The organism is Paraburkholderia sp. SG-MS1, from assembly GCF_012275575.1.
In the GTDB taxonomy this organism is placed as follows: domain Bacteria; phylum Pseudomonadota; class Gammaproteobacteria; order Burkholderiales; family Burkholderiaceae; genus Paraburkholderia.
In genome coordinates this window covers 1-23,985 of sequence record NZ_NPIH01000124.1, presented here as the reverse complement: position 1 = coordinate 23,985, position 23,985 = coordinate 1, and the positions used below count along the sequence as shown (strand labels likewise).

The window sequence follows — 23,985 nt, the reverse complement described above, 5'->3', positions numbered from 1 at the left end:
ACACGTAGGGATCCCGCAGTTCAGGCGCCAGCAACACGCGCCTCGTATCCGCGCAACTCACTTGCGCAACAGACGCAGCCCGTTTCCCACCACCAGCAGGCTCGCGCCGACATCGGCGAACACCGCCATCCACATCGTGCCGAGACCCATCAACGTCAGTGCGAGAAACACGCTCTTGATGCCGAGCGCCAACGCGATGTTCTGCACCAGCACCGCATGCGTCGCCTTCGACAGGCGGATGAACTGAGGAATCTTGCGCAGGTCGTCGTCCATCAGCGCGACGTCGGCGGTTTCGATCGCCGTGTCGGTACCCATCGCGCCCATTGCGAAGCCGATGTCGGCGCGTACCAGCGCGGGCGCATCGTTGATGCCGTCGCCGACCATGCCGACCGTTGCCCCGTCAGCCGACCATTGGGCGACCGCGTTCAGCTTGTCTTGCGGCAACTGGTCGCCGCGCGCTTCGTCGATACCGACCTGCTGCGCGATCGCCGAGGCGGTGTGCCGGTTGTCGCCGGTGAGCATCGCCGTGGCGACGCCGAGCTGCCGCAATTCAGCGAGGGCGGCGCGGCTCGTTTCCTTCACCGTATCCGCGACGGCGAAGAGCGCGAGCACGCGCTCCGGGTTCATCAGCATCACGATGGTTTTGCCTTCGCCTTCGAGCGTGTCGAGGCGCGCTTCGAGCGACGCCGGGCAGCGGCCGAGCTCTTCGACCAGCCGATGATTGCCGAGCCAATACGGCGCGCCGTCGATAGTGCCGCGAACGCCGCGCCCTGCCAGCGCTTCGAACGCATCGACCGTGAGGTGGGCAATGCCGTCGCTTTGCGCCGCCGCCGCTATCGCCATCGACACCGGATGATCGGAGCGCCCCGCGAGACTCGCCGCGAGCGTCCGGTAGCGTAGGGCGTCTGCCATGCCGTCAGCGCCGTGCAACTGTTCGAACCCGGTCTGCGCCGGTTTGCCATGCGTGATCGTTCCGGTCTTGTCGAGCGCGAGCCGGGTGAGCTTGCGGCCCTGTTCGAGGTAGGCACCGCCTTTGATCAGGATGCCCTTGCGCGCGGCCGCCGCGAGTCCGCTGACAATGGTCACCGGCGTCGAGATCACGAGCGCGCACGGACAGGCGATCACCAGCATCACCAACGCCTTGTAGACCCACTCGTGCCATGCTCCGCCCAACAGCAGCGGCGGCACGACCGCGACGGCGAGCGCTATCGCGAACACGATCGGCGTATACACCCGCGCGAACTGGTCGACAAAACGTTGAGTCGGCGCTTGGGTGCCTTGCGCTTCCTCCACCGCGTGGATGATCCGTGCGAGCGTCGTGTTGCTGGACCCGGCCGTGACGCGATAGTCGAGCGAGCCCGCCTGGTTGATCGTGCCGGCGAACACGGCGTCGCCGATGGTTTTGTCGACGGGCAGGCTTTCGCCCGTGATCGGCGCCTGATCTACGCTGGAGCGGCCCGCGACAACCTCGCCGTCGAGCGCGATCCGCTCGCCTGGCTTCACGCGCACCACCGCGCCGGGCGGAATCGCGTCGAGCCTCGTGAGTTGCCAGCCGCCATCGGACTGCTGCACGCTCGCCTGCTTCGGCGTGAGTTGCATCAAGCCCTGGATTGCATGGCGGGCGCGGTCGAGCGACTTCGCCTCGACCAGGTCGGCGATCGTGAAGAGCACCATCACCATCGCGGCTTCCGGCCACTGGCCGAGGATCAGGGCGCCGCTCACCGCAATGCTCATCAACGCGTTGATGTTCAGGTTGCCATTGCGGATCGCGAGCCAGCCCTTGCGGTACGTCGTGAGGCCGCAGGAAACGATCGCGAGGATCGCCAGACCCGCAGCCAGCCAGACCGGCGCGCCGAGCCAGCCAGCGGCCTCTGAGCCCGCCGCGGCGGCCCCGGCGAGCGCGAGCGGCCACCACGGCTTGGGCGGCGTGGACAAAACGGCGGAGGGCGCCGTGCCGGAGGCGGCGTCCGCGAGTTCGGGCGTGAAGTCGAGCGAGCGCAGACTGGCGAGGATCGCATCGAGGGCATGCGGCGCGTGGACGACCGTCAGCACACGCTGCATCAGATTGAAGTCCATGCTGCGCACCTCGGCCATGCGGCTGAATTTCTTGCGAATCAGCGCTTCCTCGGTCGGGCAATCCATCTGCATGATGCGGATCGCGGTGCGCATGTCGTCGCCGATGGCTTCGGATCGCGGCAGCGCAATGGCCGCCGGGATCGAGGTTGCGGGTGTGCAGCAGACGGCGGCGTGGTCGTGATGGGCGTCATCGGCGTGGTGGGCGTGCGCATCCGCAGGCGCGTGGCCGTGATCGTGGCAATGGCCGTCGCTGTGCGCGTGCTTGTGTTCACGTTCGCAGCGCCCGTTTTCTCCGTGTGCATCGCCATGCTCATGAGCATGCCCCCCATGCCCATGAGCACGGCCTTTCCCCTCTTCGTGACGGTCTGCTTCGGATTCGCTGAGGTGATGCATTGGTGGCTTCCTGGTTCGATTTGTGGTCTAGTAAACACCTTGAAGCCACTACAAGGTCAAGGCCGCTATCCGGAGGGCTCATGAAAATTGGCGAATTGGCGAGAATCGCCCATTGCACGACCGAAACCATCCGTTTCTATGAGAAAGAGGGCCTGTTGCCCGAAGCGGATCGCACCGAGGCCAATTACCGCAGTTACACGGCGAAGCACGTCGAGCGCTTGCGCTTTATCCGCAATTGCCGCGCGCTCGACATGACCCACGACGAAATCCGCGCGTTGCTGCTGTTGACCGACGCGCCGGCGAACGGCTGCGGCGGCATCAATACGTTGATCGACGAGCACATCGCGCACGTGGACACGCGCATCGACGAACTGAAGCAACTGAAACTGCAATTGACCTCGTTGCGCGAGCAATGCCACGGCGAACAGGCCGTCGAAGACTGCGGCATCGTGCACGGCCTGAGCGAAATGGACGTGAGCGCGCCGCGTGCGCGCCATACGCATCTGGGCTGAAGCGTTTCGGCCGCATCGCGTGATAGAGCGTGGCGACCCCTTCATGGCCGGGCCGTTCGTGCGGCCCGCCCAACAAACCCCCGAATCCAGTTGGAGAATCAACGTGTTTACCTGTAGAAATCAGTCCTGCGACGCGCAGTGGGAACTGTCGGACGTCGTCATCAAGAACGAAGGGCAGGGGCTGCTGTTCCGTTGCCCGATGTGCGGTGCGCGCAATTACGTCGAGCGTTTCGACGGCGAAGACGGCTCGGTGCTGTACGAACAGATCGAAGGCCGTCCCGCCCCTGGCCCCATGGCCGACTAGTCCCCAGCCAATAGCGAACCCTCACCCTATGAACAGTCCCACCACCGCTGGCGCGCCGTTTAGCGAATTGCCGCTGCCGGACGCGACCCTCGCGAACCTGACGCAGCTCGGCTATGTCGAGATGACGCCGATTCAGGCCGCGAGCCTGCCGATCGCGCTCGCCGGCCATGATCTGATCGCCCAGGCGAAAACGGGCAGCGGCAAGACTGCAGCGTTTTCGCTCGCGCTGCTCGCGCGCCTCGACGTACGCAACTTCGCCGTGCAGGCGATGGTGCTGTGCCCGACGCGCGAACTCGCCGATCAGGTCACGCAGGAAATCCGCCGCCTCGCGCGCGCGGAAGAAAACATCAAGGTGCTGACGCTGTGCGGCGGCACGCCGATGCGTCCGCAAACGGCCAGCCTCGAACACGGCGCGCACATCGTGGTCGGCACGCCGGGCCGCATCATGGATCACCTGGAACGCGGCAGCCTGCCGCTGCAAGCGCTGAACACGCTGGTGCTCGACGAAGCCGACCGAATGCTCGACATGGGTTTCTTCGACGATATTGCGACCGTCGTGAAGCAATGCCCGAAAGAGCGGCAAACGCTGCTGTTCTCGGCGACGTATCCCGAGGGCATCGTCAAACTGAGCCAGCAGTTCCTGCGCAATCCGAAGGAAGTGAAGCTCGCCGAGCGGCACGACAACACCAAGATTCGCCAGCGCTTCTACGAAGTGACCGAAGACGAGCGCCTGCATGCCGTCGGTCTCCTGCTGAACCACTATCGCCCGGTGAGCACGCTCGCGTTCTGCAATACCAAGCAGCAATGCCGCGATCTGCTAGACGTGCTGCGCGCGCAAGGTTTCCATGCGCTCGCGCTGCATGGCGAACTTGATCAGCGCGAGCGCGATCAGGTGCTGATCCAGTTCGCGAATCGCAGCTGCTCGGTGTTGGTCGCCACCGACGTCGCCGCGCGGGGTCTCGACATCGCGCAACTCGAAGCGGTGATCAATGTCGACGTAACGCCGGACCCGGAAGTGCACGTGCACCGCATCGGCCGCACGGGCCGCGCCGATCAGGAAGGCTGGGCATTGAGCCTCGCGAGCATGAACGAGATGGGCCGCGTCGGCAGTCTCGAACAGGCTCAAAAGCGCGACGTCGAATGGCACAAGCTGTCCGAACTCACGACGACGAGCAAGGAGCCGCTGCTGCCGCCGATGGAAACGCTGCAGATTCTCGGCGGCCGCAAGGAAAAGATCCGTCCCGGCGACGTGCTCGGCGCGCTGACCGGCGAGGCGGGTTTCGCCGGCTCGCAGATCGGCAAGATCAACGTAACCGAGATGTCGACTTACGTGGCGGTGGAGCGCCATATCGCGCGCGACGCGCTGCGCAAGCTCAGCGCCGGCAAGGTCAAGGGCAAGAAGGTCAAGGTCCGTCTGATGGACGACGCCTGATAGCGCCCGCTATCAGGACAAGGCAAGGGGCGGCGGCATTTGCGGCCGCTCCCTTCGCGCATCACATTACGTCATACCAGCGCTTGGTTCCAGGCGCTTTCCGCGGGCCGGTTTCTTCCCCCAAGGCTTTGATCCGACTGGCTTCACCCGGCGCGGTGCGCTTTCGCGCGCGCCATGACGTAAACGCATGCCGCGCATGACAAAGTTTCGATTGTGACGGTTCTTTGGCTGATGCCTAATCACCAGACCGGAAAGACCGCCGCAGTGCCGGTGCGTCATCGAATCCGCAGCTGGATGAAGAAAGGGAGAAAGCCTTATGCAGAGCGCCATGCAAGCCCGCTCGAAACTGCCTGACGTGGGCACGACGATTTTTACCGTGATCGGCCAGCTGGCCGCTCAATACGATGCGCTGAACCTGTCCCAGGGCGCACCGAATTTCGCGCCGGACGCGAGACTGGTCGACGGTGTGGCGCAAGCGATGCGCGCCGGCCATAACCAGTACGCGCCGATGGCCGGCATTGCCGCGTTGCGCGAAGCGCTCGCCGACAAGGTCGAAACGCTGTACGGCGTGCGCTACGACCCGGTCAGTGAAGTGACCGTGATCGCGAGCGCGAGCGAAGGGCTGTATTCGACGATCAGCGCACTGGTGCATCCCGGCGACGAAGTGATCTACTTCGAGCCCTCGTTCGACAGCTATGGTCCGATCGTCCGGCTGCAAGGCGCGACGCCGGTGGCGATCAAGCTCTCGTTGAGCGACTTCCGCGTGGACTGGGACGAGGTCGCCGCCGCGATCACGCCGAAGACCCGCATGATCATCATCAACACGCCGCACAACCCGACCGCTACCGTGTTCAGCGAGGCCGACATCGCGCGGCTGAAGGCGCTCACACGTAACACCGACATCGTGATTCTCGCCGACGAGGTCTACGAACACGTGGTGTTCGACGGCGCGAAACATCAGAGCATGGCGTGCGATGCCGAGCTCGCGGAGCGCAGCGTAATCGTCTCGTCTTTCGGCAAGTCGTATCACGTGACCGGCTGGCGCGTCGGCTATTGCCTCGCACCCGCCGCGCTGATGGAGGAGATCCGCAAGGTTCATCAGTTCATGGTCTTTTCCGCCGATACCCCCATGCAGTACGCGTTCGCCGATGCGCTGGCCAATCGCGAAAGCTATCTGGGCCTGTCCGCGTTCTATCAGAAAAAGCGCGATCTGCTCGCGCACGCGCTGCGCGAGTCGCGCTTCGAATTGTTGCCGAGCGAGGGCAGCTTCTTCATGCTTGCTCGTTTTCGCGGCTTCTCCGACGAAAGCGACAGCGATTTCGTGCTGCGCCTGATTCGCGATGCGCGCGTCGCGACGATTCCGTTGTCCGCGTTTTACACTGACGGCACGGATTCCGGTTTGATCCGCCTCAGCTTCTCGAAGGACGACGCGACACTGCTCGAAGGCGCGCGCCGTCTGTGCGAGATCTGAGCGCTGACGAACGTGGCCGCGCACTGGCTGATTTTTTGAACGCAGTATGATCGTCGCGCCTCGTTAGGTCGCCGTGCATCGGCATGTTGCGGCGGGGGCGATAGATGAAATTGAAAGAAGAAAGGAATTCGCTATGAAGTTGCTCAAGCCTCTATTGGCGCTGGCCTGCGCATTCGCGTCGCTCGCGGCGGTGTCCGCGGCGAGGGCTGCCGACACCGCGACGCTGCGTTTCGGCGTCGAAGCGCAGTATCCGCCGTTCGAATCGAAAGGCCCGAACGGAGAGTTGCAGGGACTCGATATCGACGTGGGCAATGCGGTCTGCGCCGCCGCGCATATGACGTGCAAGTGGGTCGAGACCTCGTTCGACGGATTGATTCCCGCACTGCAGGGCCGCAAGTTCGACGCGATCAATTCGGCGATGAACGCGACCGAGCAGCGTCGTCAGGCAATCGACTTCACCACGGTCGTGTATCGCGTGCCGACGCAATTGATCGCGCGGCGTGACAGCGGCTTGCTGCCGACACCCGAGTCGTTGAAGGGCAAGCGGGTGGGCGTGTTGCAGGCGTCGATTCAGGAGACCTTCGCGAAGACCCACTGGGAACCGGCGGGGGTGACCGTCGTGCCGTACCAGGATCAGAATCAGGTCTACACGGATATGGTGGCGGGTCGTCTCGACGCGACGCTCGTGCTCGCGCCTGCGGGACAAACGGGTTTTCTGTCGAAGCCTAACGGCAAGGACTATGCGTTCGTCGGCCGGCCAGTGCGTGACGACAAGATTCTCGGCAGCGGCATCGCGTACGGGATTCGCAAGGGCGATACGGCGTTGCGCGATCAGTTGAACGCGGCAATCGCGAAGGTGCAGGCAGACGGCACGGTGAAGACGCTGGCGACAAAATATCTCGGCAACATCGATGTGAGTGCCAAGTAAGTTATTGCATGCGCATACGCACGCGCGGTGATGTTGAAGCTCTCCCGGTGTTCGCTTGTTGACGGCGTGTTTGGCGGCTACGATACGCAGGCCTCGCTTTGGCGAGGCCCATGCAAGCATTGGAGAGCACGCGGATGAGCGGGGTCACAGAGACGGCAAGCCATGTTAAGAGCGCTTCTGCGCCGAAGTTCTGGCGCAGCGACGCGCTGCCCTTCATCGAAGCGCGTTCCATCGACGACGGCCGCGAGGTCTGCTACGCCAAACACTCGCACGAGACGTTTTCGATCGGCGCTGTGACCGGCGGCCGCAGTGTGTACCTGAATCGCCATGCGCGCGAGTGGATCGGCGCCGGCGCAGTCGTCATGATGAACCCCGACGACGTGCATGCGTGCAACCCGATCGCCGACGAGCGCTGGTCGTATCGCATGTTGCATGTCGACGTCGAATGGCTGACGGGGCTGCAACGCGAACTGGGCTTCAGCGAGAACCGCGCGTTTTGCGCGTTCTCGCAGACCATGACGCTGGATGCGGCGTTGTTCGATGGCTTGAACCGGCTGTGCGCGATTCTCGTCGACGACGATGCCGACACGCTGCGCAAGGAAAGCGCTGCGATCACCTTCTTTTCCGAAGTGCAACGCAAGCTGAATCCGGCGTCCTTGCCGGATCGCGACGCAAGCCGGCAACTGGCGCGGGCTGCGGAATTCATCGCTGAAAACTGCACGCAATCGCTGACACTCGAAGTTATTTGCGAGGTGGCGGAGTTGTCCGCGTCGCATCTGATTCGCGCGTTCAAGCGGCGCTATGGGATGACCCCGCACGCTTACTTGATCAACCGGCGCATTCAATACAGCCGCGCGCAACTCAGACGCGGCCGTCTGATTGCGGATGTCGCGCTCGATGCCGGCTTCGCCGACCAGGCGCATTTGCAGCGGACGTTCAAGCGGCTGGTCGCGGCGACGCCGGGGCAGTATCGCACTTGACCTTGACCTTGAACTTGACTTTGATCTGGCGAATGCACTGAGCGGTGCAGCCAGTGCGGCGCGTCACTTCACCGCACCATCAGCAGACATAGTGCGCTGGCCGCAAGCAGCCCCGCCATCACGCGATTGAACAGCCGGACCCGCACCGGTTCCTGCAAGTATTTGCGCAGGAACGTGCCCGCGTACGCCCAACTCGCAATCGACACGTAGCAGATCACGAAGTACAGCGCGGTGAACTGCCAGACGAGGCCGCCGTCGCCGTTGGCGGCATAGACGCCCATGCCGGCGAGCGACGCGAGCCAGGCTTTCGGATTGAGCCATTGCATCGCCGCGCCATGGACGAAGGTCGGGCCGTGAGACGGTTTGTCCGCGCCGAGACGGCCGTCGTCAATCGCGAGCGTGTACGCCATGTAAAGCAGGAATGCGATACCGGCCCATTTGACGATGTCGACGAGATTGGGGAAGTGGGTGAGCAACTCATGCAGACCCAGTCCGATGAGCAGAAGCAGTGCGGTGAAGCCGACGGTCGCACCGCTCACGTGCCGCATGCTAGCGGCGAGTCCGTGCCGGGCGCCCGCGCTGAGCGCGACGACATTTACCGGGCCGGGGGAAATGGAACTGGCGAGCGCGAAGGCGGCCATGGAGAGTAAGACGGTCATCAGATGCCTCGGTACGTGAGCGCGTTGCGCAGGAATGGCGACGGTCCACGGTATCGGGCGAAGGGGTGGCGTGTATTGAAGGAAATTGCTTTGTGGAAGGCGTGCGCTTGAAGGGTGCTGGAAAAGCAAAAAGCCCGGTCGCGAGGACCGGGCTTTTTGCTTTGAATCTTTGGTGGGGCGTGAGTGACTCGAACACTCGACCTACGGATTAAGAGTCCGCTGCTCTACCAACTGAGCTAACGCCCCCAACAGAAGCGAAATTATGCAGTAACTTTTTGAGCTTGCCAAGCCCCTTTAGTCAATTTCTTAAAAATCTTCACGTGGGCATCGGAGCCATTCCTTGATGGCGCCACGAGCGTGGAAAAGGCGCGGCGTTGATCGTCCCGGTATCATGTCGCGGACATCTCACCGCGCGAAGCGTCGCGCGGCTTTCGACCGGGGACTGCCATGGATGAGAAAGAAATTATCGAGTTGCTCGATCGGATCCTCGCGCCATGGGTCCGCGCGCTCACGCTGACCCCGGTCAAGGTCGATGAAGAAAGCGCCACACTGCGCCTGCCGTTTTCCGGCGGCCTGCGCCATGCGGGCGGCGTGATCTGCGGCCAGGTGTTCATGGCGGCCGCCGACACGGCGATGATCGTCGCCATTTCGGCCGCGCTCGGCGGCTTCAAGCCGATGAGCACGGTGTCGTTGAACATCAATTTCATGCGCGCGGTCCGCAAGGGCGACGTGCTGATCACCGCGCGCGTGCTGCGCATGGGCCGCAATCTGGTATTCGGCGAAGTCGAACTGTTCGACGAAACCGGCAACATGGCCGTCCATGCCACCACCACCTACGCGCTGCTCGACTGAGACAGAAACAGCGCGGCAAGTCGCACGAGAGGAAAAGCCAGGATGTTCGATCAGGTCGTATTCGCCGGCGGCGGCAACCGCTGCTGGTGGCAGGCGGGTTTCTGGGACGTGGTGCAGCCGGAGCTACAGGTCCGGCCGCGCGTCATTACCGGCATTTCGGCCGGCGCCGCGACCGCGTGCATGCTCTACACGCGCGACTCCGACTGGGTCATGCGCTATTACCAACACGCACTGCGCCACAACACCCGCAACGCTTACTGGGGCAACCTGCTGCGCGGCGAGTCGGTGTTTCCGCACTACCGGATCTACCGGCAGGCGCTGCTCGACATCTACGGCGAGAAGTTTTCGACGCTCGCCGACGCGCCGGAAATCCGCATCGGCGTGTCGCATCTGCCGCGCTGGCTGGGCGCGCGTAGCGCGGTCGCCGCGGGCCTGATCGCGTACAACATCGAGAAATACGTGCGCAAGACGCTGCATCCGACCTTGGGTCAGACGCTCGGCTTTCATCCGGAATTCGTGCGTGCGCAGGATTGCGCGAGCGTCGAGGATCTCGCGGATCTGATTCTGCAATCATCAAGTACGCCGCCGTTTACGCCTGTTCTGCGGCGCAACGGCCGGCCTGTGCTGGACGGCGGCATGGTCGACAACGTGCCGGTCGGCGCACTCGACGCCAACGCGCCCGGTAACGTGCTGGTGATGGTCACGCGCCTCTACCCACGGCCACAGATGTTCGTCGTGCCGCACGGCGTGCAGCAACGGCTTTACGTGCAGCCGTCGCGCAAGGTGCCGATTTCGAGCTGGGATTACACGAGCCCTTCGCAGATGACGCATGCATACAACCTCGGTCGCGCCGATGGCGAGACCTTCCTCGAGCGCGTGCCCGATCTGCTGGAGGCTGGCGCGCAAGAAGCGCAAGAAGCGCGCTGACTCGAACCGAGCTGCGCGGATGGGTTGTGCTTGAGATCGCGCACCGGCGGGTCACCAGCGGCCGGCAATCATCGCCCGTAGCCAGTCAACGCCGAGCCCTACCGCCGGCGCCCGCCCTGCAACGCCTCCGGATTCGCGACGCTGGCGGTATCGCCGGCGTCGAACGCCAGAATGTTGTTGAACGCCGCGGTGAAATACAGTTCGTAGCTCTCGCGTTCCACGTAGCCGATGTGCGGCGTGCAGATCACGTTTTCCATTCGCAGCAGGCTGTAACCCTGCAGGATCGGCTCGCTCTCGTAGACATCGATGGCGACCATCCCCGGCCGGTTGTGCGACAGCGCGCTCACCAGCGCGTTTTCGTCGAGCAGTTCGGCCCGGCTAGTGTTCACGAGCAAAGCGGTCGGCTTCATGCGCATCAGGTCTTCCTGCTTGACGATGCCGCGCGTGTCGTCGTGCAGACGCAGGTGCAAGGACAGCACGTCGGTCTGCTCGAAAAGCGCTTCGCGGCTCTCGGCCACGCCATACCCGTCGGCGCGAGCGGCTTCACGCGAATGCTCGCGGCCCCAGATCAGCACGTTCATGCCGAATGCCTTGCCGTAGCCGGCGACCAGACGTCCGATCTTGCCGTAACCCCAAATCCCCAGCGTTTGACCCCGCAGCACCTGACCTAGCCCGAAGTTCGGCGGCAGCGCCGACGTCTTCAGGCCGGATTGCTGCCAGGCACCCTGCTTAAGGTTTGCTACGTATTGCGGAATGCGGCGCTGCGCCGCCATGATGAGAGCCCACGTCAGTTCGGCGGGCGCAAACGGCGAGCCGGTACCTTCCAGCACGGCGACACCGCGTTCCGTGCAGGCCGCGAGATCGATGTGGCCGGCCACTTTGCCGGTCTGGCTAATCATGCGCAAACGCGGCAATTTGTCGAGCAGTTGCGAGTTGATGCGGGTGCGTTCACGAATCAGGACGAGCGCGTCGACTTCGGCGAGACGGCTTGCGAGCTGGCCGAGGCCGCGCACGGTATTGTTGAAAACTTTGACTTCGTGATCGGCCAGCAATTGAAAGCAGTCGAGCTTGCGGACGGCGTCCTGGTAATCGTCGAGGATGGCAATCTTCATGGTATGTGTCTTGCGGCGCACCGTGACGGTGCGGAACCGAGTGTTATGCTCACTGTCCCTCCATGTGACTTAGGTCACATGCCGGTGTGGCAGGATGCCTTACCGTAGATGCTGCTGCAAAGTACAACAGCACCACGTTAAGGGCAAATTGAAATCGTTTTTAACAGTTTGTTGCGCGTTGAGGCAAGCCGCTTTACAGACGGTTGCAGAAGCCCCGTCAATAGGGCGTCTCCGCCAGACAGGCTGGATGGCTCGGGATGACCTGCGCAATCGCGCGTCGGGGTAGTCGACACCTCGCGTGATGAATTGAATGCCTCTCGCATGCAGCGTCGCCGGGCTGGTACCGTTTTTCTATTGCTTTCAAACGGAGACAGGTCGATGAATCATCCCTCATTCGAAGGACAGCCCGCTGTCGAGGCGCCCGCGTGGGTCAAGAATCGCAAACTGATCGACTGGGTCCGGCGGGTTGCCGCGATGACCAAGCCGGCCAGGATCGTCTGGTGCGACGGCTCGCAGGAGGAGTACGACCGCCTTTGCGCCCAGATGGTCGAAGCGGGCACCCTCAAGAAGCTCAATCCGGCAAAGCGTCCCAATTCTTACCTGGCATGGTCCGATCCTTCCGACGTCGCGCGCGTCGAGGATCGCACCTTCATCTGCTCGCAGCGTGCGGAAGACGCCGGCCCCACCAATAACTGGATCGCCCCGGACGAGATGCGCGCCACGCTCGACGGCCTGTTTGACGGCGCGATGCGCGGCCGCACGATGTACGTGGTGCCGTTTTCGATGGGGCCGCTCGGCTCCCCAATCGCACACATCGGCGTCGAGTTGAGCGACAGCCCGTACGTCGCCACCAACATGCGCATCATGACGCGCATGGGCCGCCAGGTGTACGACGTGCTGGGCGAAGACGGCGAGTTCGTGCCGTGCGTCCATTCGGTCGGCGCGCCGCTTGCAGCGGGCGAGAAAGACGTGTCCTGGCCGTGCAACAAGACCAAATACATTGTCCATTTCCCGGAATCGCGCGAAATCTGGAGCTACGGCTCGGGCTACGGCGGCAATGCGCTGCTCGGCAAGAAGTGTTTCGCACTTCGCATCGCCTCGACGATGGGCCGCGCCGAAGGCTGGCTCGCCGAGCACATGCTGATTCTCGGCGTGACGTCGCCGCAAGGACGCAAGCATCACGTCGCGGCGGCGTTTCCGTCGGCGTGCGGCAAGACCAACTTTGCGATGCTGATCCCGCCGGAAGGGCTGAACGGCTGGAAAATTTCCACGATCGGCGACGATATCGCCTGGATCAAGCCGGGGGAGGATGGCCGTCTGTACGCGATCAATCCCGAAGCGGGTTATTTCGGCGTTGCGCCGGGCACGAGCGAAAAGACCAACTTCAACGCGATGGCCACGCTGAAGGAAAATGTCATCTTCACGAACGTCGCGCTGACGGACGACGGCGACGTCTGGTGGGAAGGCATGACCGACGAGCCGCCCGCGCACCTGATCGACTGGCAGGGCAAGGACTGGACGCCGGCCAGCGCGAAGGAGAGCGGACGCAAGGCGGCGCATCCGAACGCACGCTTCACGGCGCCGGCCTCGCAATGTCCGTCGATCGACGCGGACTGGGAAAATCCGGCGGGCGTCCCGATCGATGCGTTCATCTTCGGCGGCCGCCGTTCGACCACCGTGCCGCTCGTGACCGAAGCGCGCAACTGGGTCGAAGGCGTCTACATGGCGGCGACCATGGGCTCCGAGACGACCGCCGCCGCCGCCGGCCAGCAGGGCGTGGTGCGCCGCGATCCGTTCGCCATGCTGCCGTTCTGCGGCTACAACATGAGCGACTACTTCGGTCACTGGCTGAAAACCGGCGAGCGTCTTGAAAAACTGAACGCGAAGCTGCCGAAAATCTTCTGCGTGAACTGGTTCCGCAAAGGCGCGGACGGCAAGTTCGTCTGGCCGGGCTTTGGGGAGAACATGCGCGTGTTGAACTGGATGGTCGGCCGGATCGAAGGCACGACGCAGGGCAAGGAGCACGCGTTCGGCGTATCGCCTCACTACGAGGACATTGACTGGAGCGGGCTGGACTTCAGCCGCGAGCAGTTCGAGCAGGTGATTTCAGTCGACGACGCGGCGTGGCGCGACGAACTCGCGCTGCATGCGGAGTTATTCGACACATTGCGGAATGGTTTGCCCCCCGCTTTGACGCAGGCCAAGCAGGCGCTCGAAGGAAAACTCGCGGCTTGATCATGTGAGCGTTCACTTTCTGAGGAAAGCCGCCTCCGGGCGGCTTTTTCTTGCCTGATTCACCCTGTCGCGCGATTTTTTCGGATTCCGCAATGTCGGAACGACCTTTACGTCTGTTCGAACAAAAAACAGTGCACTAGCTGCGCCGCAGCAAATTGTTTCGTTTCAAGGAACAATTGACGGTGATGCCCCACATTAGGGAATACAGTCGCACGAAAATTGACGATATTTCGCGTTTCGCGGGCAACTTCTGCACGATTTTGCGAGTCGTAGGAGAATTCCAAGTTCGCTTCACTGGTTTTCACTAATTGTCAGGAAGCTGTAACACGGCAGGAGTTGTCCTATGGATCATTTGCAGTCGATGCGAGTTTTCGTCAAAGTGGCGGATCTCGGCAGTTTTGCCCGCGCTGCGAGCGCGATGGATATTTCCAACGCGGTCGCCACCCGTCACGTTGCGGACCTCGAAGGCCGTCTCGGTACGCGGCTGCTCAATCGCACAACCCGCAGCTTGTCGCTGACCGAATCAGGTCAGGTGTATCTCGAGCGTGCGCGCCAGATTCTCGACGAACTCGAAGACGTCGAACAGATGGTGGTGGCACGTAATCATGAGCCGGTCGGCACGTTGCGAATCGTCGCACCGGTCGTCTTTGGTTTGCATAATCTCGCGCCCGTGCTTCAAACGTACGCGGAGCGTTATCCGAAAGTCATTCCCGATGTCACGCTGGTCGACCGTCAGGTTGATCTCGTCGAAGAAGGTTTCGACGTCGGCGTCGTGATTGCACGGCAAATGCGCAGTGCCAGCATCGTGACGCGGCGCCTGACCACCGGCTGCATGACCGTGTGCGCGACGCCGGCCTATCTGGAGAAGCACGGCACGCCGACGCGTCCCGAGCATCTGCTGGAGCATCCGTGCCTGAGTCTGCCCTCCGAGTACTGGGGCGACGAGCGAGTGTTCACGGGCCCGGAAGGCGAGGTGCGCGTGCGTCCGTCGAACGTAATCGTTGCGAATAACACGGAAATGCTGCGGCAGTTTGCGCTGCTCGGCATGGGCATCGCGATTTTGCCGAGCTACCTGATCGGCCGCGACATGACACGCGGCAGACTGGTGCGCTTGCTCGGCGATTACCGCTTGCCGCAGGTGGAGATCAACATCGCCTATCCGAGCCGTCGTCACTTGCCGGCGAAGGTACGCACGTTCATCGATCATCTGGTCGAGCACTTCAACCAGACGCCGAACAGCCTGCTCGGTGAGCAATGGATCAAGGACGGCCTCGAGCGGCCCGTCACGTCGGCAGGGTTCGATTCCGCGGACTCCATGCCGCCGGAAGCGTTCGATGGCGCTGAGCCGCTATCGCGATTGCTGGACAGCGAGCTGGCGCCCGTGCCGAAGACTTTGGCAAAGACGACGAATCGCACCCGGCCAACGGCTTTGTCGCCGCTGTAACGGTCGGGACGATAGAAGTCAGCAACGCAGGCATAGGCCTGTGGACATTAAAAAGGCGCAGTCACCAAAAGTGACTGCGCCTTTTTTCATGGCAAGCGCGGATGAAACCGGCCGGAATGGAAACGTCTTCCGGCGCGGCTATCAGCTTGAATCAGGAGCCGGTTTTACGCGCTACCGCTTTTTTCGAGGGCGCTTTCTTGGCTGCTGCGGTTTTGGCCGCAGGCGCTTTCTTCGCCGCAGCCTTTTTGGCCGCAGGCGTAGTCTTCACCGCCACTGCCGTTTCTCCGTCGTCCGACTCCGGCGCCGCCTTCGCAGCCGATTTGGCCGCCGCGGTCTTTGCGGCAGTCTTCGCCGACGGCTCTTTCTTCTCGAATTCAAAGCCGATCTTGCCGTCGTTCTGCTTGACGAGGAATGCCTTGAAGTTACGTCCGGTGCGCGACGACTTGAAGCTCGTCAGGAGGTCCGTGCGGCCTTCTTCGAGCAGCTTGGCCATCTGCTCGCGGGCAATTTCCTGCTGCAGGATCACCTTGCCTGAGCGGAAGTCACAGGTCTTGGGGTTGGCGACCGAGTTCTCGCAGACGTAGCTCATGCCGTGTTCAAACACGCGGCCCTTGCACTTCGGGCAAGCGCCCACCGGCTGCTGATCCGAGAAGTCAGGCGGTTCGCCGTCTTCGCCGCCCGCATCCTGGCCGAAATCGAACTCGAGCTTGTAGTTCTTGATCTCATCGTCAAACGACAGCTTGAGGATCGCCGAAAACGGCCGCCCCATTTTGCTGCGAAAGCCCGACAGCGGTCCGATCGTCTTGTTTTGCAGGAGTTCTTCCACTTCTGGAATTTCGAACTGGCGTCCGCCCGGAATCTTCGAAATCGAGAATTCGCATTTCGAGCAGGCGAAACGCCGGTAATTCTCCTTCACCTGGCCGCCGCAATTCGGACACGGCGTTTGCAAGGTCGCGTAATCGCCGGGGATCGTGTCGGAATCGTATTCCTTCGCGCGCTTGACGATGGTCTGCGTCATGCGGGCGATTTCCTGCATGAACGCATCGCGAGGCAAGTTGCCGCGTTCCATCTGCGAGAGCTTGTATTCCCACTCGCCGGTCAATTCAGGTGCTGTGAGCTCCTTCACGCCCAGGCCGCGCAACAGCGTCATCAGCTGGAAGGCTTTGGCGGTTGGAATCAGATCGCGGCCTTCGCGGATCAGATATTTTTCACCGAGCAGACCTTCGATGATGGCCGCACGCGTAGCCGGCGTGCCAAGCCCCTTGGCGGCCATCGCTTCGCGCAACTCGTCGTCCTCGACGAGTTTGCCCGCGCCTTCCATCGCCGACAGCAAGGTCGCTTCGTTGTAGCGTGCAGGCGGCTTCGTCACCAGTTGCTGAGCGGCGATCTTGTCGGTCTTGACCTTCTCGTCCTTTTGCACCGGTACGAGGTTCGCGTCCTCACCGCTGATTTCGCGGCCGTAGACCTGCAGCCAGCCGGGTTCGACGAGCACCTTGCCTTCGGTCTTGAAGTGATGGCCGACCACTTGCGTGATCCGCGTCGTCACCCGGTATTCGGCGGCGGGGAAGAACACCGACAGGAAGCGTTTCACGACGAGGTCGTAGAGCTTCTGCTCCGGCTCGGACAGATTCTTCGGCGCTTGCAGCGTCGGGATGATTGCGAAGTGGTCGCTGATCTTCGAGTTGTCGAAGATGCGCTTGTTCGGCTTCACCCAGCCCTTGTCGAGCACCTGCTTGGCGAACGGCAAATAGTTGTTGCTTTCCTTGAGCATGCCGAGCGTCTGCTTGACCGTATCCATATAGTCTTCCGGCAGCGCGCGAGCGTCGGTCCGGGGATAGGTCAGCACCTTGTGCTTTTCATACAGCGCCTGGGCGAGGCCCAGTGTGTTCTTCGCCGAGAAGCCAAAGCGGCCATTGGCCTCACGCTGCAAGCTCGTCAGGTCGAAGAGGGCCGGCGACAGCTGTGTGGATGGCTTCGATTCTTCGGTCACGGTGCCGATCTGGCCGCGGCAGGCGGCGACGATCGTTTCGGCCGCGGGCAGTGCCCACAGACGCGAATCGCGTTTTTCCGGGTCGAACTCGTCGCGCTTGAATTTGGGATCGAACCAGCGGCCCTCGTAGAAACCGCCCGCACAGACGAACTCCGCCTTCACTTCCCAGTAGTCGCGCGGCACGAAGCGGCGAATCTTCTCTTCGCGCTCGACGACGATCGACAGCGTCGGCGTCTGCACCCGCCCGACCGTGGTCAGGAAGAAGCCGCCGCCCTTGCTGTTGAACGCGGTCATTGCCCGCGTGCCGTTGATGCCGACCAGCCAGTCCGCCTCCGAGCGACAGCGCGCCGCATCGGCGAGCGGCTGCATCTCTTCGTCGCTGCGCAGACGGGCGAAGCCGTCGCGGATTGCGCCGGCCGTCATCGATTGCAGCCACAGACGCTGCACCGGCTGCCTGGCTTTGGCGTGCTGCGCGATCAGGCGGAAGATCAGCTCGCCCTCGCGCCCCGCGTCGCATGCGTTGATCAGACGGTCGACGTCCTTACGCTTGAGCAGCTTGGTCAGCACCTTCAGGCGCGACTCGCTCTTGGCGATCGGATTCAGATCGAAATGTGGCGGAATGACGGGCAGATTGGCGAAGCTCCACTTGCCGCGCTTGACTTCGTAGTCTTCGGGCGCGGCAATTTCCAGCAGATGGCCGACTGCCGAGGAAAGGACGTAGTCGTCGCTTTCGTAGTACTCGTCATGCTTGGTAAAGCCGCCCAAAGCGCGCGCGATGTCGTTCGCGACGGAAGGCTTTTCGGCGATGATCAGTGCTTTGGACATGACTCGATGTGAGGTTGGTAGATCCGGGTTGATGGCCTTGAGTGCGCCGTTTAAGCGCGCGACCCTCGTTTGCGACCTGTGCGACCCATTGACGACCGCTTTATAGCACACGGCGCGAAGGCGGCGTGTCAAGTGCCTTAAAAGCGCGCCATCATAATTGCGCACTCAGACATTGGGCAAGCTGCGGCAAACCTGCCGTGCAACGCTTTCAACCCGCCCTCGCAGCGACAGTCGAGCGCCGGCGGCGCCGCGTTCAGGCGACCGTCAGCGCGGGCCGCAGCTTCGGCGCGCCGGTGATGCCAGGCACGGCCGTCAGGTCCAGCAACATCCGCTCCACAATCGACGCCTGTGGCAAAACCGTACCGAAAAAGCGTGTCGTGACCGAGTCTTCGATCAGGATGGTCGGAAAGTTTTCGACATCCAGATCGTCGAAGCGATCCGCATGAGTTTCGATGTCGATCCATGCGAAACAGATATCCGGATGCCGGTCGGCGAGTTTGTCGAAAGCGTCCCGATAATCACGGCAGGTCCCACACCATTCCGCGCACAGGCACGCCACGAACAGCGTGTCGGGCTCGTTGACGCGCTCGGCGATCCGGTCCTGGTCGGTGTCGAGATTCAGCGCGGGCATGTGGTGGGTTCCTTGCGTACTGTGTCAGGTGCTTTGGCGCGAATGTAGCATGGCCGATGCCGAAGGGTGGTCAACCCTGGTCCACGCGAGGTCGGCTGTGGCTGGCCCGCATGAAACGGCCACCGGGCAGCAAGGTCACCTGTCCGGCGAGTTCGAGTTGCAGCAACGTGGTTTGCAGGGCCGAGTCCTCCATCTCGGTGCGGGTGGCCAGGATTTCAAGCGTGGTGGGCGAGTGGCCGAGCGCCGCGAGGAGTCGCTGCGCATCGGGAGCGGCCGCGTTGAGCGGTGGCACGGGCGGTTCCGGAGCCGCGAATTCGCCGTGGGCCGCTGCTTGCTTCGCCGCAGCGGGTCGTGGTTTTTTCAGCGGTGTTCCCGCTGCTATCGACAGCGTGGTCGAGTCAGGCGCGGGCTCCGAGCCGGCGCATACCGCTTCGCCCGTGTCTGAAGTCGTCAATTCCGGGTGATTCACTTCGGCGGCCGACGCCGTTGCCAGCGCGGGCTGAACTTTTGCCGAAGCGTTGACTGGCGGCGCATTGCGCGAATCGACGCCATCCCGAAGTACAGTCTGCGTTGAAGCCGACGCAGCACGCACCGCCGGCCGCCTTGCAAAGCCCAATTCTTCCAGCACTTCCTCGGGCGATTCCACCAGCTTTGCGCCCTGCTTGATGATCCGATGACATCCGCGCGACAGCGGCGCGTGAATCGAGCCGGGCAACGCGAAGATGTCGCGTCCCATTTCATTGGCGAGCCGCGCGGTGATCAGCGAGCCAGAGCGCATCGCCGCCTCGACGATCACCACGCCGCTTGCCAGCCCGGCGATCAGGCGGTTTCGCTGCGGAAAATTGGCGGCGCGCGCGGGCGTGCCGAGCGGCCATTCCGAGAGAATGGCGCCCTGCACGGCGATCTGCCGCGCCAGCGCGTGATGCGCCGCCGGGTACACGAGGTCCGCGCCGGTGCCGATCACCGCGACCGTGCCGCCGATGCCTTCCAGGCCGCCCCGATGCGCGGCGCCGTCGATGCCGAGCGCGAGTCCCGACACGATGGCCACACCTGCCGCCGACAGTTCGCGTGCGAAACGCTCTGCGTCTTCCACGCCTTGCGGCGTCGCGCTGCGGCTACCGATGAGAGCGACCGCTCGCGTATGCAACAGATCGAGCCGGCCTTTTATATATAGAAGCGGTGGCGGGTCGGGCATGGTCAGCAGCGCGGGCGGATACGCAGGATCGTCGAGTGTCACGACCTGATTGCCGGGCAGCTCCCGCCATGCGATCACCGCGTCGAGCCGGGCGTCGAATTCGGGGCCAGGCGGCGCGAGCGCGGCACGTGCCGCGGCATCGCCGGCGACCCCGGCCAAGGCTTGCGGCGATTGACCTAGAATCGCTCCCGGCAATCCAAAAGCGCTTAGCATCAAGCGCAGCGCCGCGGGTTTTAGCCCCGGTGCGAGCGACAGCCGCAGCCAGGCGGCGAGTTCGATGTCGGTTGCGGGCAAGGTGTGCATTGCGAGTCGCTCCTTCTGCAGGGCCAGCGGGCAGGCGGGCGCCATGCTAAAATTTTCATCATCCGAAATAACCGCAGCGCCGCGCCCACCCGCGCGGGCCCGTCGTTTAGCGCATGTAGTGCGTTGAATCGAACCGGTTCGACACCATCTATCCTCGGCGCAATACGATGGGCCCACAACCTGGCCGAACGGCCAACGCGAACCCTTCCATGGTCAGCGGCGCCTCAAATCACACTCGAAATCATGGCTTTACTGAATATCCTCAACTATCCGGACAAGCGTCTGCATAAGATTGCGAAGCCGGTCGAACAGGTCAACGACCGGATCCGCCGTCTCGTCGCAGACATGGCCGAGACCATGTACGCGGCGCCTGGCGTCGGCCTCGCCGCGACCCAGGTGGACGTGCACGAACGCGTGATCGTGATCGACGTATCGGACACGCACGACCAGTTGCTCGCGTTCATCAATCCGGAAATCGTCTGGTCGAGCGATGAGCGCAAGCTGTCGGAAGAAGGCTGCCTCTCGGTGCCAGGCATTTACGACAACGTCGAACGTGCCGAGAAAGTGCGTGTGCGCGCCCTGAACGAGAAGGGCGAAACCTTCGAACTCGATTGCGAAGGGCTGCTCGCCGTGTGCATCCAGCACGAAATGGATCACTTGATGGGCCGCGTGTTCGTCGAGTACCTGTCGTCGCTGAAGCAGACGCGTATCAAAAGCAAGATGAAGAAGCTCGCCCACGCGATGTAATGCGCGTTCACCTCGTCCATCGTCCCCGTTCATGAGTCATTCGTTGCGCGTCATCTTTGCCGGTACGCCGGAGTTCGCCGCGGCCGCGCTGGCCGCGATTCACCGTGCCGGTTTTCCCGTGCCGCTCGTGCTGACCCAGCCCGACCGGCCCGCCGGGCGCGGGATGAAATTGCAGGCGAGCCCCGTCAAACGCTATGCGCAGGAGCATGGGCTCGAGGTCGCGCAGCCGCCTTCGCTGCGCCGCGCTGGCAAATACCCGGCGGAAGCCGCGGCCGCGATCGAGCAATTGCGCGCCACACCACACGACGTCATGGTGGTCGCCGCCTACGGCCTGATCCTGCCGCAGGAAGTGCTCGATATTCCACGGCTTGGCTGCATCAACATTCACGCGTCGTTGCTGCCGCGTTGGCGCGGAGCGGCGCCAATCCATCGCGCGATCGAAGCGGGCGACGCGCAAACCGGCATCACGCTGATGCAGATGGACGTCGGCCTCGACACCGGCGCGATGATCTCCGAAGCGCGCACGCCGATTTCCGCCGACGACACCACCGCCACACTGCACGACCGTCTGGCGCAGGAGGGCGCGAAGCTCATCGTCGACGCGTTGATCGAAATCGAGCGCAACGGCAAGCTGACATCGACCCCGCAACCGCCAGACGGCGTGACCTACGCGGAAAAAATCGGCAAGCACGAAGCCGCCCTCGACTGGCGCCGCCCGGCCGAGGTCCTTGCGCGCCAGGTGCGTGCGTTCGATCCGTTTCCCGGTGGCGTGGGCACGCTGGAAGACGGCAGCTCGGTCAAAATCTGGGCCGCGGTTCCCGCTCAGGCCCAAGGCGACAGCGCGCCCGGCACGATTACCGAAGTCTCTGCCGACGGCGTGATCGTGGCTTGCGGCGAGGCCGCGTTGCGTTTGATGCAATTGCAGAAACCCGGTGGCAAGCGCCTGCCGGTGCGCGAATTCCTCGCGGGGTCGACGCTGGCCGCAGGGCAGCGTTTTCAACTTCCGGAAGCAAAGTAACCGCTCGCGCATGTCTTGAGCATCGACCGTTCGGCCGATGTTCAAGACCCCCGCCGAGACGCTGCCGCGCGTTAGAATCCTCCATGCAGTCGCCCAAATTTCGAGGTTTTCAATGTTCGGCATTACCCATTTCGAGTTTTTCGTCGTTGCTGTCTTCCTTCTGAATGTGACGCCCGGTCCGGACACGGCGTACATCGTCGGGCGCAGCGTCGCTCAAGGCCGTGGCGCGGGTTTGATGTCCGCACTCGGCATCTCGGCGGGTTGCTGTGTCCATTCGCTTGCGTGCGCCTTCGGTTTGACCGCGCTGCTGGCCGCCTCGACCACGGCGTTCACCGTCATCAAGTTCGCCGGCGCGATTTATCTGATCTACCTCGGCGCACGCCTTATTTTCGCCAAACCTGCAGCGCAGACCGTGGTGGGCGACGCACGGGCGACCGATGCACCCAAGTCGCTGAAGCAGCTTTTTCTGCAAGGCTTCTGGACCAATGTGCTCAATCCCAAGGTGGTGCTTTTCTTCGTATCGTTTTTCCCGCAGTTCGTGACAACCGGCAGCGAACACAAAACGTTCGCTTTCCTCACGCTCGGCGCGGTGTTCGTCGTGATGAGTATGCTCTGGAACAGTTTTGTCGCATGGATCGCGGGTAGCGTGACGCAGCGCTTTTCGGGCAAGCCTTCGGTGAAAAAGTGGCTGGACCGGGGAGTCGGCAGCGCGTTCGTCGGCTTGGGCATCAAGCTCGCCACCGCGTCAAGATGATTGAATTTTCTCCATCCGTCCTTATCTAACGTTTCGCTTACAATCAGGCGGCGCGTTCGAGCGGCGCAGAGATGAAGCCTACGTTTTAGGAGTTGCAGACATGTTCAATTGGGTCAAAACCGCGATGTTGATGGCCGCGATCACGGCCCTTTTCATCGTGATCGGCGGGATGATCGGCGGGTCGCGCGGCATGATGATCGCGCTCGTGATCGCCCTTGGGATGAATTTTTTCTCGTACTGGTTTTCGGACAAGATGGTGCTGCGCATGTACAACGCGCAGGAAGTCGACGAAAGCAGCGCGCCGCAGTTCTATCGCATGGTGCGCGAGCTTTCCACGCGCGCCAACCTGCCGATGCCGCGCGTCTACCTGATCAATGAAGATGCGCCGAACGCATTCGCCACCGGCCGCAATCCGGAACATGCAGCGGTCGCCGCCACCACCGGCATCCTGCGCGTGCTGTCCGAGCGCGAAATGCGCGGCGTGATGGCGCACGAACTGGCGCACGTGAAGCATCGTGACATTCTGATTTCGACCGTGTCGGCCACCATGGCAGGCGCCATTTCCGCGCTGGCGAACTTCGCAATGTTTTTCGGCGGCCGCGCCGAGAACGGCAATCGGTCGAACCCGATCGCGAGCATCGCCGTCGCGTTGCTGGCGCCGCTCGCCGGTGCGCTGATTCAGATGGCGATTTCGCGCGCGCGGGAATTCGAAGCCGACCGTGGCGGCGCCCAGATTTCCGGCGACCCGCAAGCGCTCGCTTCGGCGCTCGACAAGATCCATCGTTACGCGAGCGGAATTCCGTTCCCCGTGGCCGAGCAGCATCCGGCCACCGCGCAGATGATGATCATGAATCCGCTGTCGGGCGGCGGCATTGCGAATCTGTTTTCGACGCACCCGGCCACTGAGGAACGCATCGCGCGTCTGATGGAAATGGCGCGCACGGGGCGCTTCGAATAGCGCCGAGCGACGTGAGACGGAAGAAGGCGGGCCTGCGTGCCCGCCTTCTTTACTTCAGGCATCGTAAGAGGGCGCATGCGGGAGCGTCGCCGGACGACTTCACGAAAAATCTCAGATAGCGCCACCCGGCGAGTTCGCTTCACCTCTTTTCCTGCTGTTGCAGCGAACCTGCGGCCGCCGCTACGCTCGCACGGCTAGCCTCGCTATGATTGCCCGCCCCTGATTTGCCACGACGCCAC

At 62.9% G+C, this 23,985-nt stretch carries 20 protein-coding genes and 1 tRNA gene; 14 read left to right on the top strand and 7 right to left on the bottom strand.

Features of this window, described 5'->3' with window-relative positions:
* Window positions 1-57: 57 nt before the first annotated feature.
* Window positions 58-2,469: a heavy metal translocating P-type ATPase gene (locus CIC12_RS09370; protein ID WP_168663848.1), complete on the bottom strand. Its 2,412-nt coding sequence runs from the start codon at window positions 2,467-2,469 to the stop codon at window positions 58-60.
* Window positions 2,470-2,549: 80 nt separating this feature from the next.
* Between CIC12_RS09370 and cadR the strand changes: the two genes are divergently transcribed.
* From cadR to CIC12_RS09340, 6 genes are all read left to right on the top strand, one after another.
* Entirely contained in the window at window positions 2,550-2,981 is a 432-nt protein-coding gene (gene cadR, locus CIC12_RS09365; RefSeq protein ID WP_168663847.1) for a Cd(II)/Pb(II)-responsive transcriptional regulator, read from the top strand.
* Window positions 2,982-3,084: 103 nt separating this feature from the next.
* Window positions 3,085-3,285 (top strand): hypothetical protein, encoded by a 201-nt coding sequence (locus CIC12_RS09360; protein ID WP_121316200.1) that lies wholly within the window; start codon window positions 3,085-3,087, stop codon window positions 3,283-3,285.
* Window positions 3,286-3,313: 28 nt separating this feature from the next.
* Complete coding sequence (dbpA, locus tag CIC12_RS09355; protein ID WP_168663846.1) at window positions 3,314-4,717, top strand: ATP-dependent RNA helicase DbpA; 1,404 nt, start codon at window positions 3,314-3,316, stop codon at window positions 4,715-4,717.
* Window positions 4,718-5,033: 316 nt separating this feature from the next.
* Entirely contained in the window at window positions 5,034-6,188 is a 1,155-nt protein-coding gene (locus CIC12_RS09350) for a pyridoxal phosphate-dependent aminotransferase (protein WP_168663845.1), read from the top strand.
* Window positions 6,189-6,321: 133 nt separating this feature from the next.
* The gene (locus CIC12_RS09345; protein WP_168663844.1) at window positions 6,322-7,116 is read left to right on the top strand and encodes an ABC transporter substrate-binding protein; all 795 of its coding nucleotides are present in this window, start codon (window positions 6,322-6,324) and stop codon (window positions 7,114-7,116) included.
* A 134-nt stretch (window positions 7,117-7,250) separates the two neighbouring features.
* Window positions 7,251-8,096, top strand: a complete 846-nt coding sequence (locus tag CIC12_RS09340) for an AraC family transcriptional regulator (RefSeq protein WP_168663843.1) — start codon at window positions 7,251-7,253, stop codon at window positions 8,094-8,096.
* A 68-nt stretch (window positions 8,097-8,164) separates the two neighbouring features.
* Here CIC12_RS09340 and CIC12_RS09335 read toward each other — a convergent pair whose 3' ends face one another.
* Together CIC12_RS09335 and CIC12_RS09330 are read right to left on the bottom strand one after the other, a co-directional pair.
* The gene (locus tag CIC12_RS09335; RefSeq protein WP_168663842.1) at window positions 8,165-8,755 is read right to left on the bottom strand and encodes a LysE family translocator; all 591 of its coding nucleotides are present in this window, start codon (window positions 8,753-8,755) and stop codon (window positions 8,165-8,167) included.
* Between the two features lie 170 nt (window positions 8,756-8,925).
* Window positions 8,926-9,001, bottom strand: a tRNA-Lys gene (locus tag CIC12_RS09330).
* A 201-nt stretch (window positions 9,002-9,202) separates the two neighbouring features.
* Between CIC12_RS09330 and CIC12_RS09325 the strand changes: the two genes are divergently transcribed.
* On the top strand, window positions 9,203-9,607 hold the full coding sequence (locus CIC12_RS09325) for a PaaI family thioesterase (protein ID WP_168663841.1): 405 nt from the start codon (window positions 9,203-9,205) through the stop codon (window positions 9,605-9,607).
* 42 nt (window positions 9,608-9,649) lie between these two features.
* Complete coding sequence (locus CIC12_RS09320) at window positions 9,650-10,534, top strand: patatin-like phospholipase family protein (protein WP_168663840.1); 885 nt, start codon at window positions 9,650-9,652, stop codon at window positions 10,532-10,534.
* Window positions 10,535-10,632: 98 nt separating this feature from the next.
* Here the strand turns inward: CIC12_RS09320 and CIC12_RS09315 are convergent, their stop codons facing one another.
* Window positions 10,633-11,646: a D-2-hydroxyacid dehydrogenase family protein gene (locus tag CIC12_RS09315; protein ID WP_168663839.1), complete on the bottom strand. Its 1,014-nt coding sequence runs from the start codon at window positions 11,644-11,646 to the stop codon at window positions 10,633-10,635.
* 378 nt (window positions 11,647-12,024) lie between these two features.
* Between CIC12_RS09315 and CIC12_RS09310 the strand changes: the two genes are divergently transcribed.
* Together CIC12_RS09310 and CIC12_RS09305 are read left to right on the top strand one after the other, a co-directional pair.
* Window positions 12,025-13,881, top strand: coding sequence for a phosphoenolpyruvate carboxykinase (GTP) (locus CIC12_RS09310; protein WP_168663838.1), 1,857 nt, complete (start codon window positions 12,025-12,027; stop codon window positions 13,879-13,881).
* Window positions 13,882-14,224: 343 nt separating this feature from the next.
* Window positions 14,225-15,325, top strand: coding sequence for a LysR family transcriptional regulator (locus CIC12_RS09305; RefSeq protein ID WP_168663837.1), 1,101 nt, complete (start codon window positions 14,225-14,227; stop codon window positions 15,323-15,325).
* A 151-nt stretch (window positions 15,326-15,476) separates the two neighbouring features.
* Here CIC12_RS09305 and CIC12_RS09300 read toward each other — a convergent pair whose 3' ends face one another.
* From CIC12_RS09300 to dprA, 3 genes are all read right to left on the bottom strand, one after another.
* On the bottom strand, window positions 15,477-18,140 hold the full coding sequence (locus tag CIC12_RS09300) for a DNA topoisomerase III (protein ID WP_168663836.1): 2,664 nt from the start codon (window positions 18,138-18,140) through the stop codon (window positions 15,477-15,479).
* A gap of 253 nt (window positions 18,141-18,393) precedes the next feature.
* The gene (locus tag CIC12_RS09295) at window positions 18,394-18,771 is read right to left on the bottom strand and encodes a thioredoxin family protein (protein WP_168663835.1); all 378 of its coding nucleotides are present in this window, start codon (window positions 18,769-18,771) and stop codon (window positions 18,394-18,396) included.
* Window positions 18,772-18,841: 70 nt separating this feature from the next.
* The gene (dprA, locus tag CIC12_RS09290) at window positions 18,842-20,269 is read right to left on the bottom strand and encodes a DNA-processing protein DprA (RefSeq protein ID WP_168663834.1); all 1,428 of its coding nucleotides are present in this window, start codon (window positions 20,267-20,269) and stop codon (window positions 18,842-18,844) included.
* Between the two features lie 243 nt (window positions 20,270-20,512).
* Between dprA and def the strand changes: the two genes are divergently transcribed.
* The 4 genes from def (at window position 20,513) to htpX (ending at window position 23,746) form a co-directional block, all read left to right on the top strand.
* The gene (def, locus tag CIC12_RS09285) at window positions 20,513-21,016 is read left to right on the top strand and encodes a peptide deformylase (protein ID WP_168663833.1); all 504 of its coding nucleotides are present in this window, start codon (window positions 20,513-20,515) and stop codon (window positions 21,014-21,016) included.
* Between the two features lie 31 nt (window positions 21,017-21,047).
* Window positions 21,048-22,034, top strand: a complete 987-nt coding sequence (fmt, locus tag CIC12_RS09280; RefSeq protein ID WP_168663832.1) for a methionyl-tRNA formyltransferase — start codon at window positions 21,048-21,050, stop codon at window positions 22,032-22,034.
* A 112-nt stretch (window positions 22,035-22,146) separates the two neighbouring features.
* Window positions 22,147-22,788 (top strand): LysE family translocator, encoded by a 642-nt coding sequence (locus tag CIC12_RS09275; RefSeq protein ID WP_168663831.1) that lies wholly within the window; start codon window positions 22,147-22,149, stop codon window positions 22,786-22,788.
* Window positions 22,789-22,888: 100 nt separating this feature from the next.
* Entirely contained in the window at window positions 22,889-23,746 is an 858-nt protein-coding gene (gene htpX, locus CIC12_RS09270) for a zinc metalloprotease HtpX (protein ID WP_168663830.1), read from the top strand.
* The last annotated feature ends 239 nt before the right edge of the window (window positions 23,747-23,985 follow it).

What these genes read in the sequence shown, in the direction of transcription:
- htpX (WP_168663830.1), top strand. Translation starts at nt 22,889, where the DNA reads ATGTTCAATTGGGTCAAAACCGCGATGTTGATGGCCGCGATCACGGCC.
- CIC12_RS09310 (WP_168663838.1), top strand. Translation starts at nt 12,025, where the DNA reads ATGAATCATCCCTCATTCGAAGGACAGCCCGCTGTCGAGGCGCCCGCG.
- CIC12_RS09335 (WP_168663842.1), bottom strand. Translation starts at nt 8,755, where the DNA reads ATGACCGTCTTACTCTCCATGGCCGCCTTCGCGCTCGCCAGTTCCATT.
- dbpA (WP_168663846.1), top strand. Translation starts at nt 3,314, where the DNA reads ATGAACAGTCCCACCACCGCTGGCGCGCCGTTTAGCGAATTGCCGCTG.
- fmt (WP_168663832.1), top strand. Translation starts at nt 21,048, where the DNA reads ATGAGTCATTCGTTGCGCGTCATCTTTGCCGGTACGCCGGAGTTCGCC.
- CIC12_RS09325 (WP_168663841.1), top strand. Translation starts at nt 9,203, where the DNA reads ATGGATGAGAAAGAAATTATCGAGTTGCTCGATCGGATCCTCGCGCCA.
- cadR (WP_168663847.1), top strand. Translation starts at nt 2,550, where the DNA reads ATGAAAATTGGCGAATTGGCGAGAATCGCCCATTGCACGACCGAAACC.
- CIC12_RS09340 (WP_168663843.1), top strand. Translation starts at nt 7,251, where the DNA reads ATGAGCGGGGTCACAGAGACGGCAAGCCATGTTAAGAGCGCTTCTGCG.
- CIC12_RS09295 (WP_168663835.1), bottom strand. Translation starts at nt 18,771, where the DNA reads ATGCCCGCGCTGAATCTCGACACCGACCAGGACCGGATCGCCGAGCGC.
- CIC12_RS09275 (WP_168663831.1), top strand. Translation starts at nt 22,147, where the DNA reads ATGTTCGGCATTACCCATTTCGAGTTTTTCGTCGTTGCTGTCTTCCTT.
- CIC12_RS09320 (WP_168663840.1), top strand. Translation starts at nt 9,650, where the DNA reads ATGTTCGATCAGGTCGTATTCGCCGGCGGCGGCAACCGCTGCTGGTGG.
- def (WP_168663833.1), top strand. Translation starts at nt 20,513, where the DNA reads ATGGCTTTACTGAATATCCTCAACTATCCGGACAAGCGTCTGCATAAG.
- dprA (WP_168663834.1), bottom strand. Translation starts at nt 20,269, where the DNA reads ATGCACACCTTGCCCGCAACCGACATCGAACTCGCCGCCTGGCTGCGG.
- CIC12_RS09370 (WP_168663848.1), bottom strand. Translation starts at nt 2,469, where the DNA reads ATGCATCACCTCAGCGAATCCGAAGCAGACCGTCACGAAGAGGGGAAA.
- CIC12_RS09350 (WP_168663845.1), top strand. Translation starts at nt 5,034, where the DNA reads ATGCAGAGCGCCATGCAAGCCCGCTCGAAACTGCCTGACGTGGGCACG.
- CIC12_RS09305 (WP_168663837.1), top strand. Translation starts at nt 14,225, where the DNA reads ATGGATCATTTGCAGTCGATGCGAGTTTTCGTCAAAGTGGCGGATCTC.
- CIC12_RS09300 (WP_168663836.1), bottom strand. Translation starts at nt 18,140, where the DNA reads ATGTCCAAAGCACTGATCATCGCCGAAAAGCCTTCCGTCGCGAACGAC.
- CIC12_RS09315 (WP_168663839.1), bottom strand. Translation starts at nt 11,646, where the DNA reads ATGAAGATTGCCATCCTCGACGATTACCAGGACGCCGTCCGCAAGCTC.
- CIC12_RS09345 (WP_168663844.1), top strand. Translation starts at nt 6,322, where the DNA reads ATGAAGTTGCTCAAGCCTCTATTGGCGCTGGCCTGCGCATTCGCGTCG.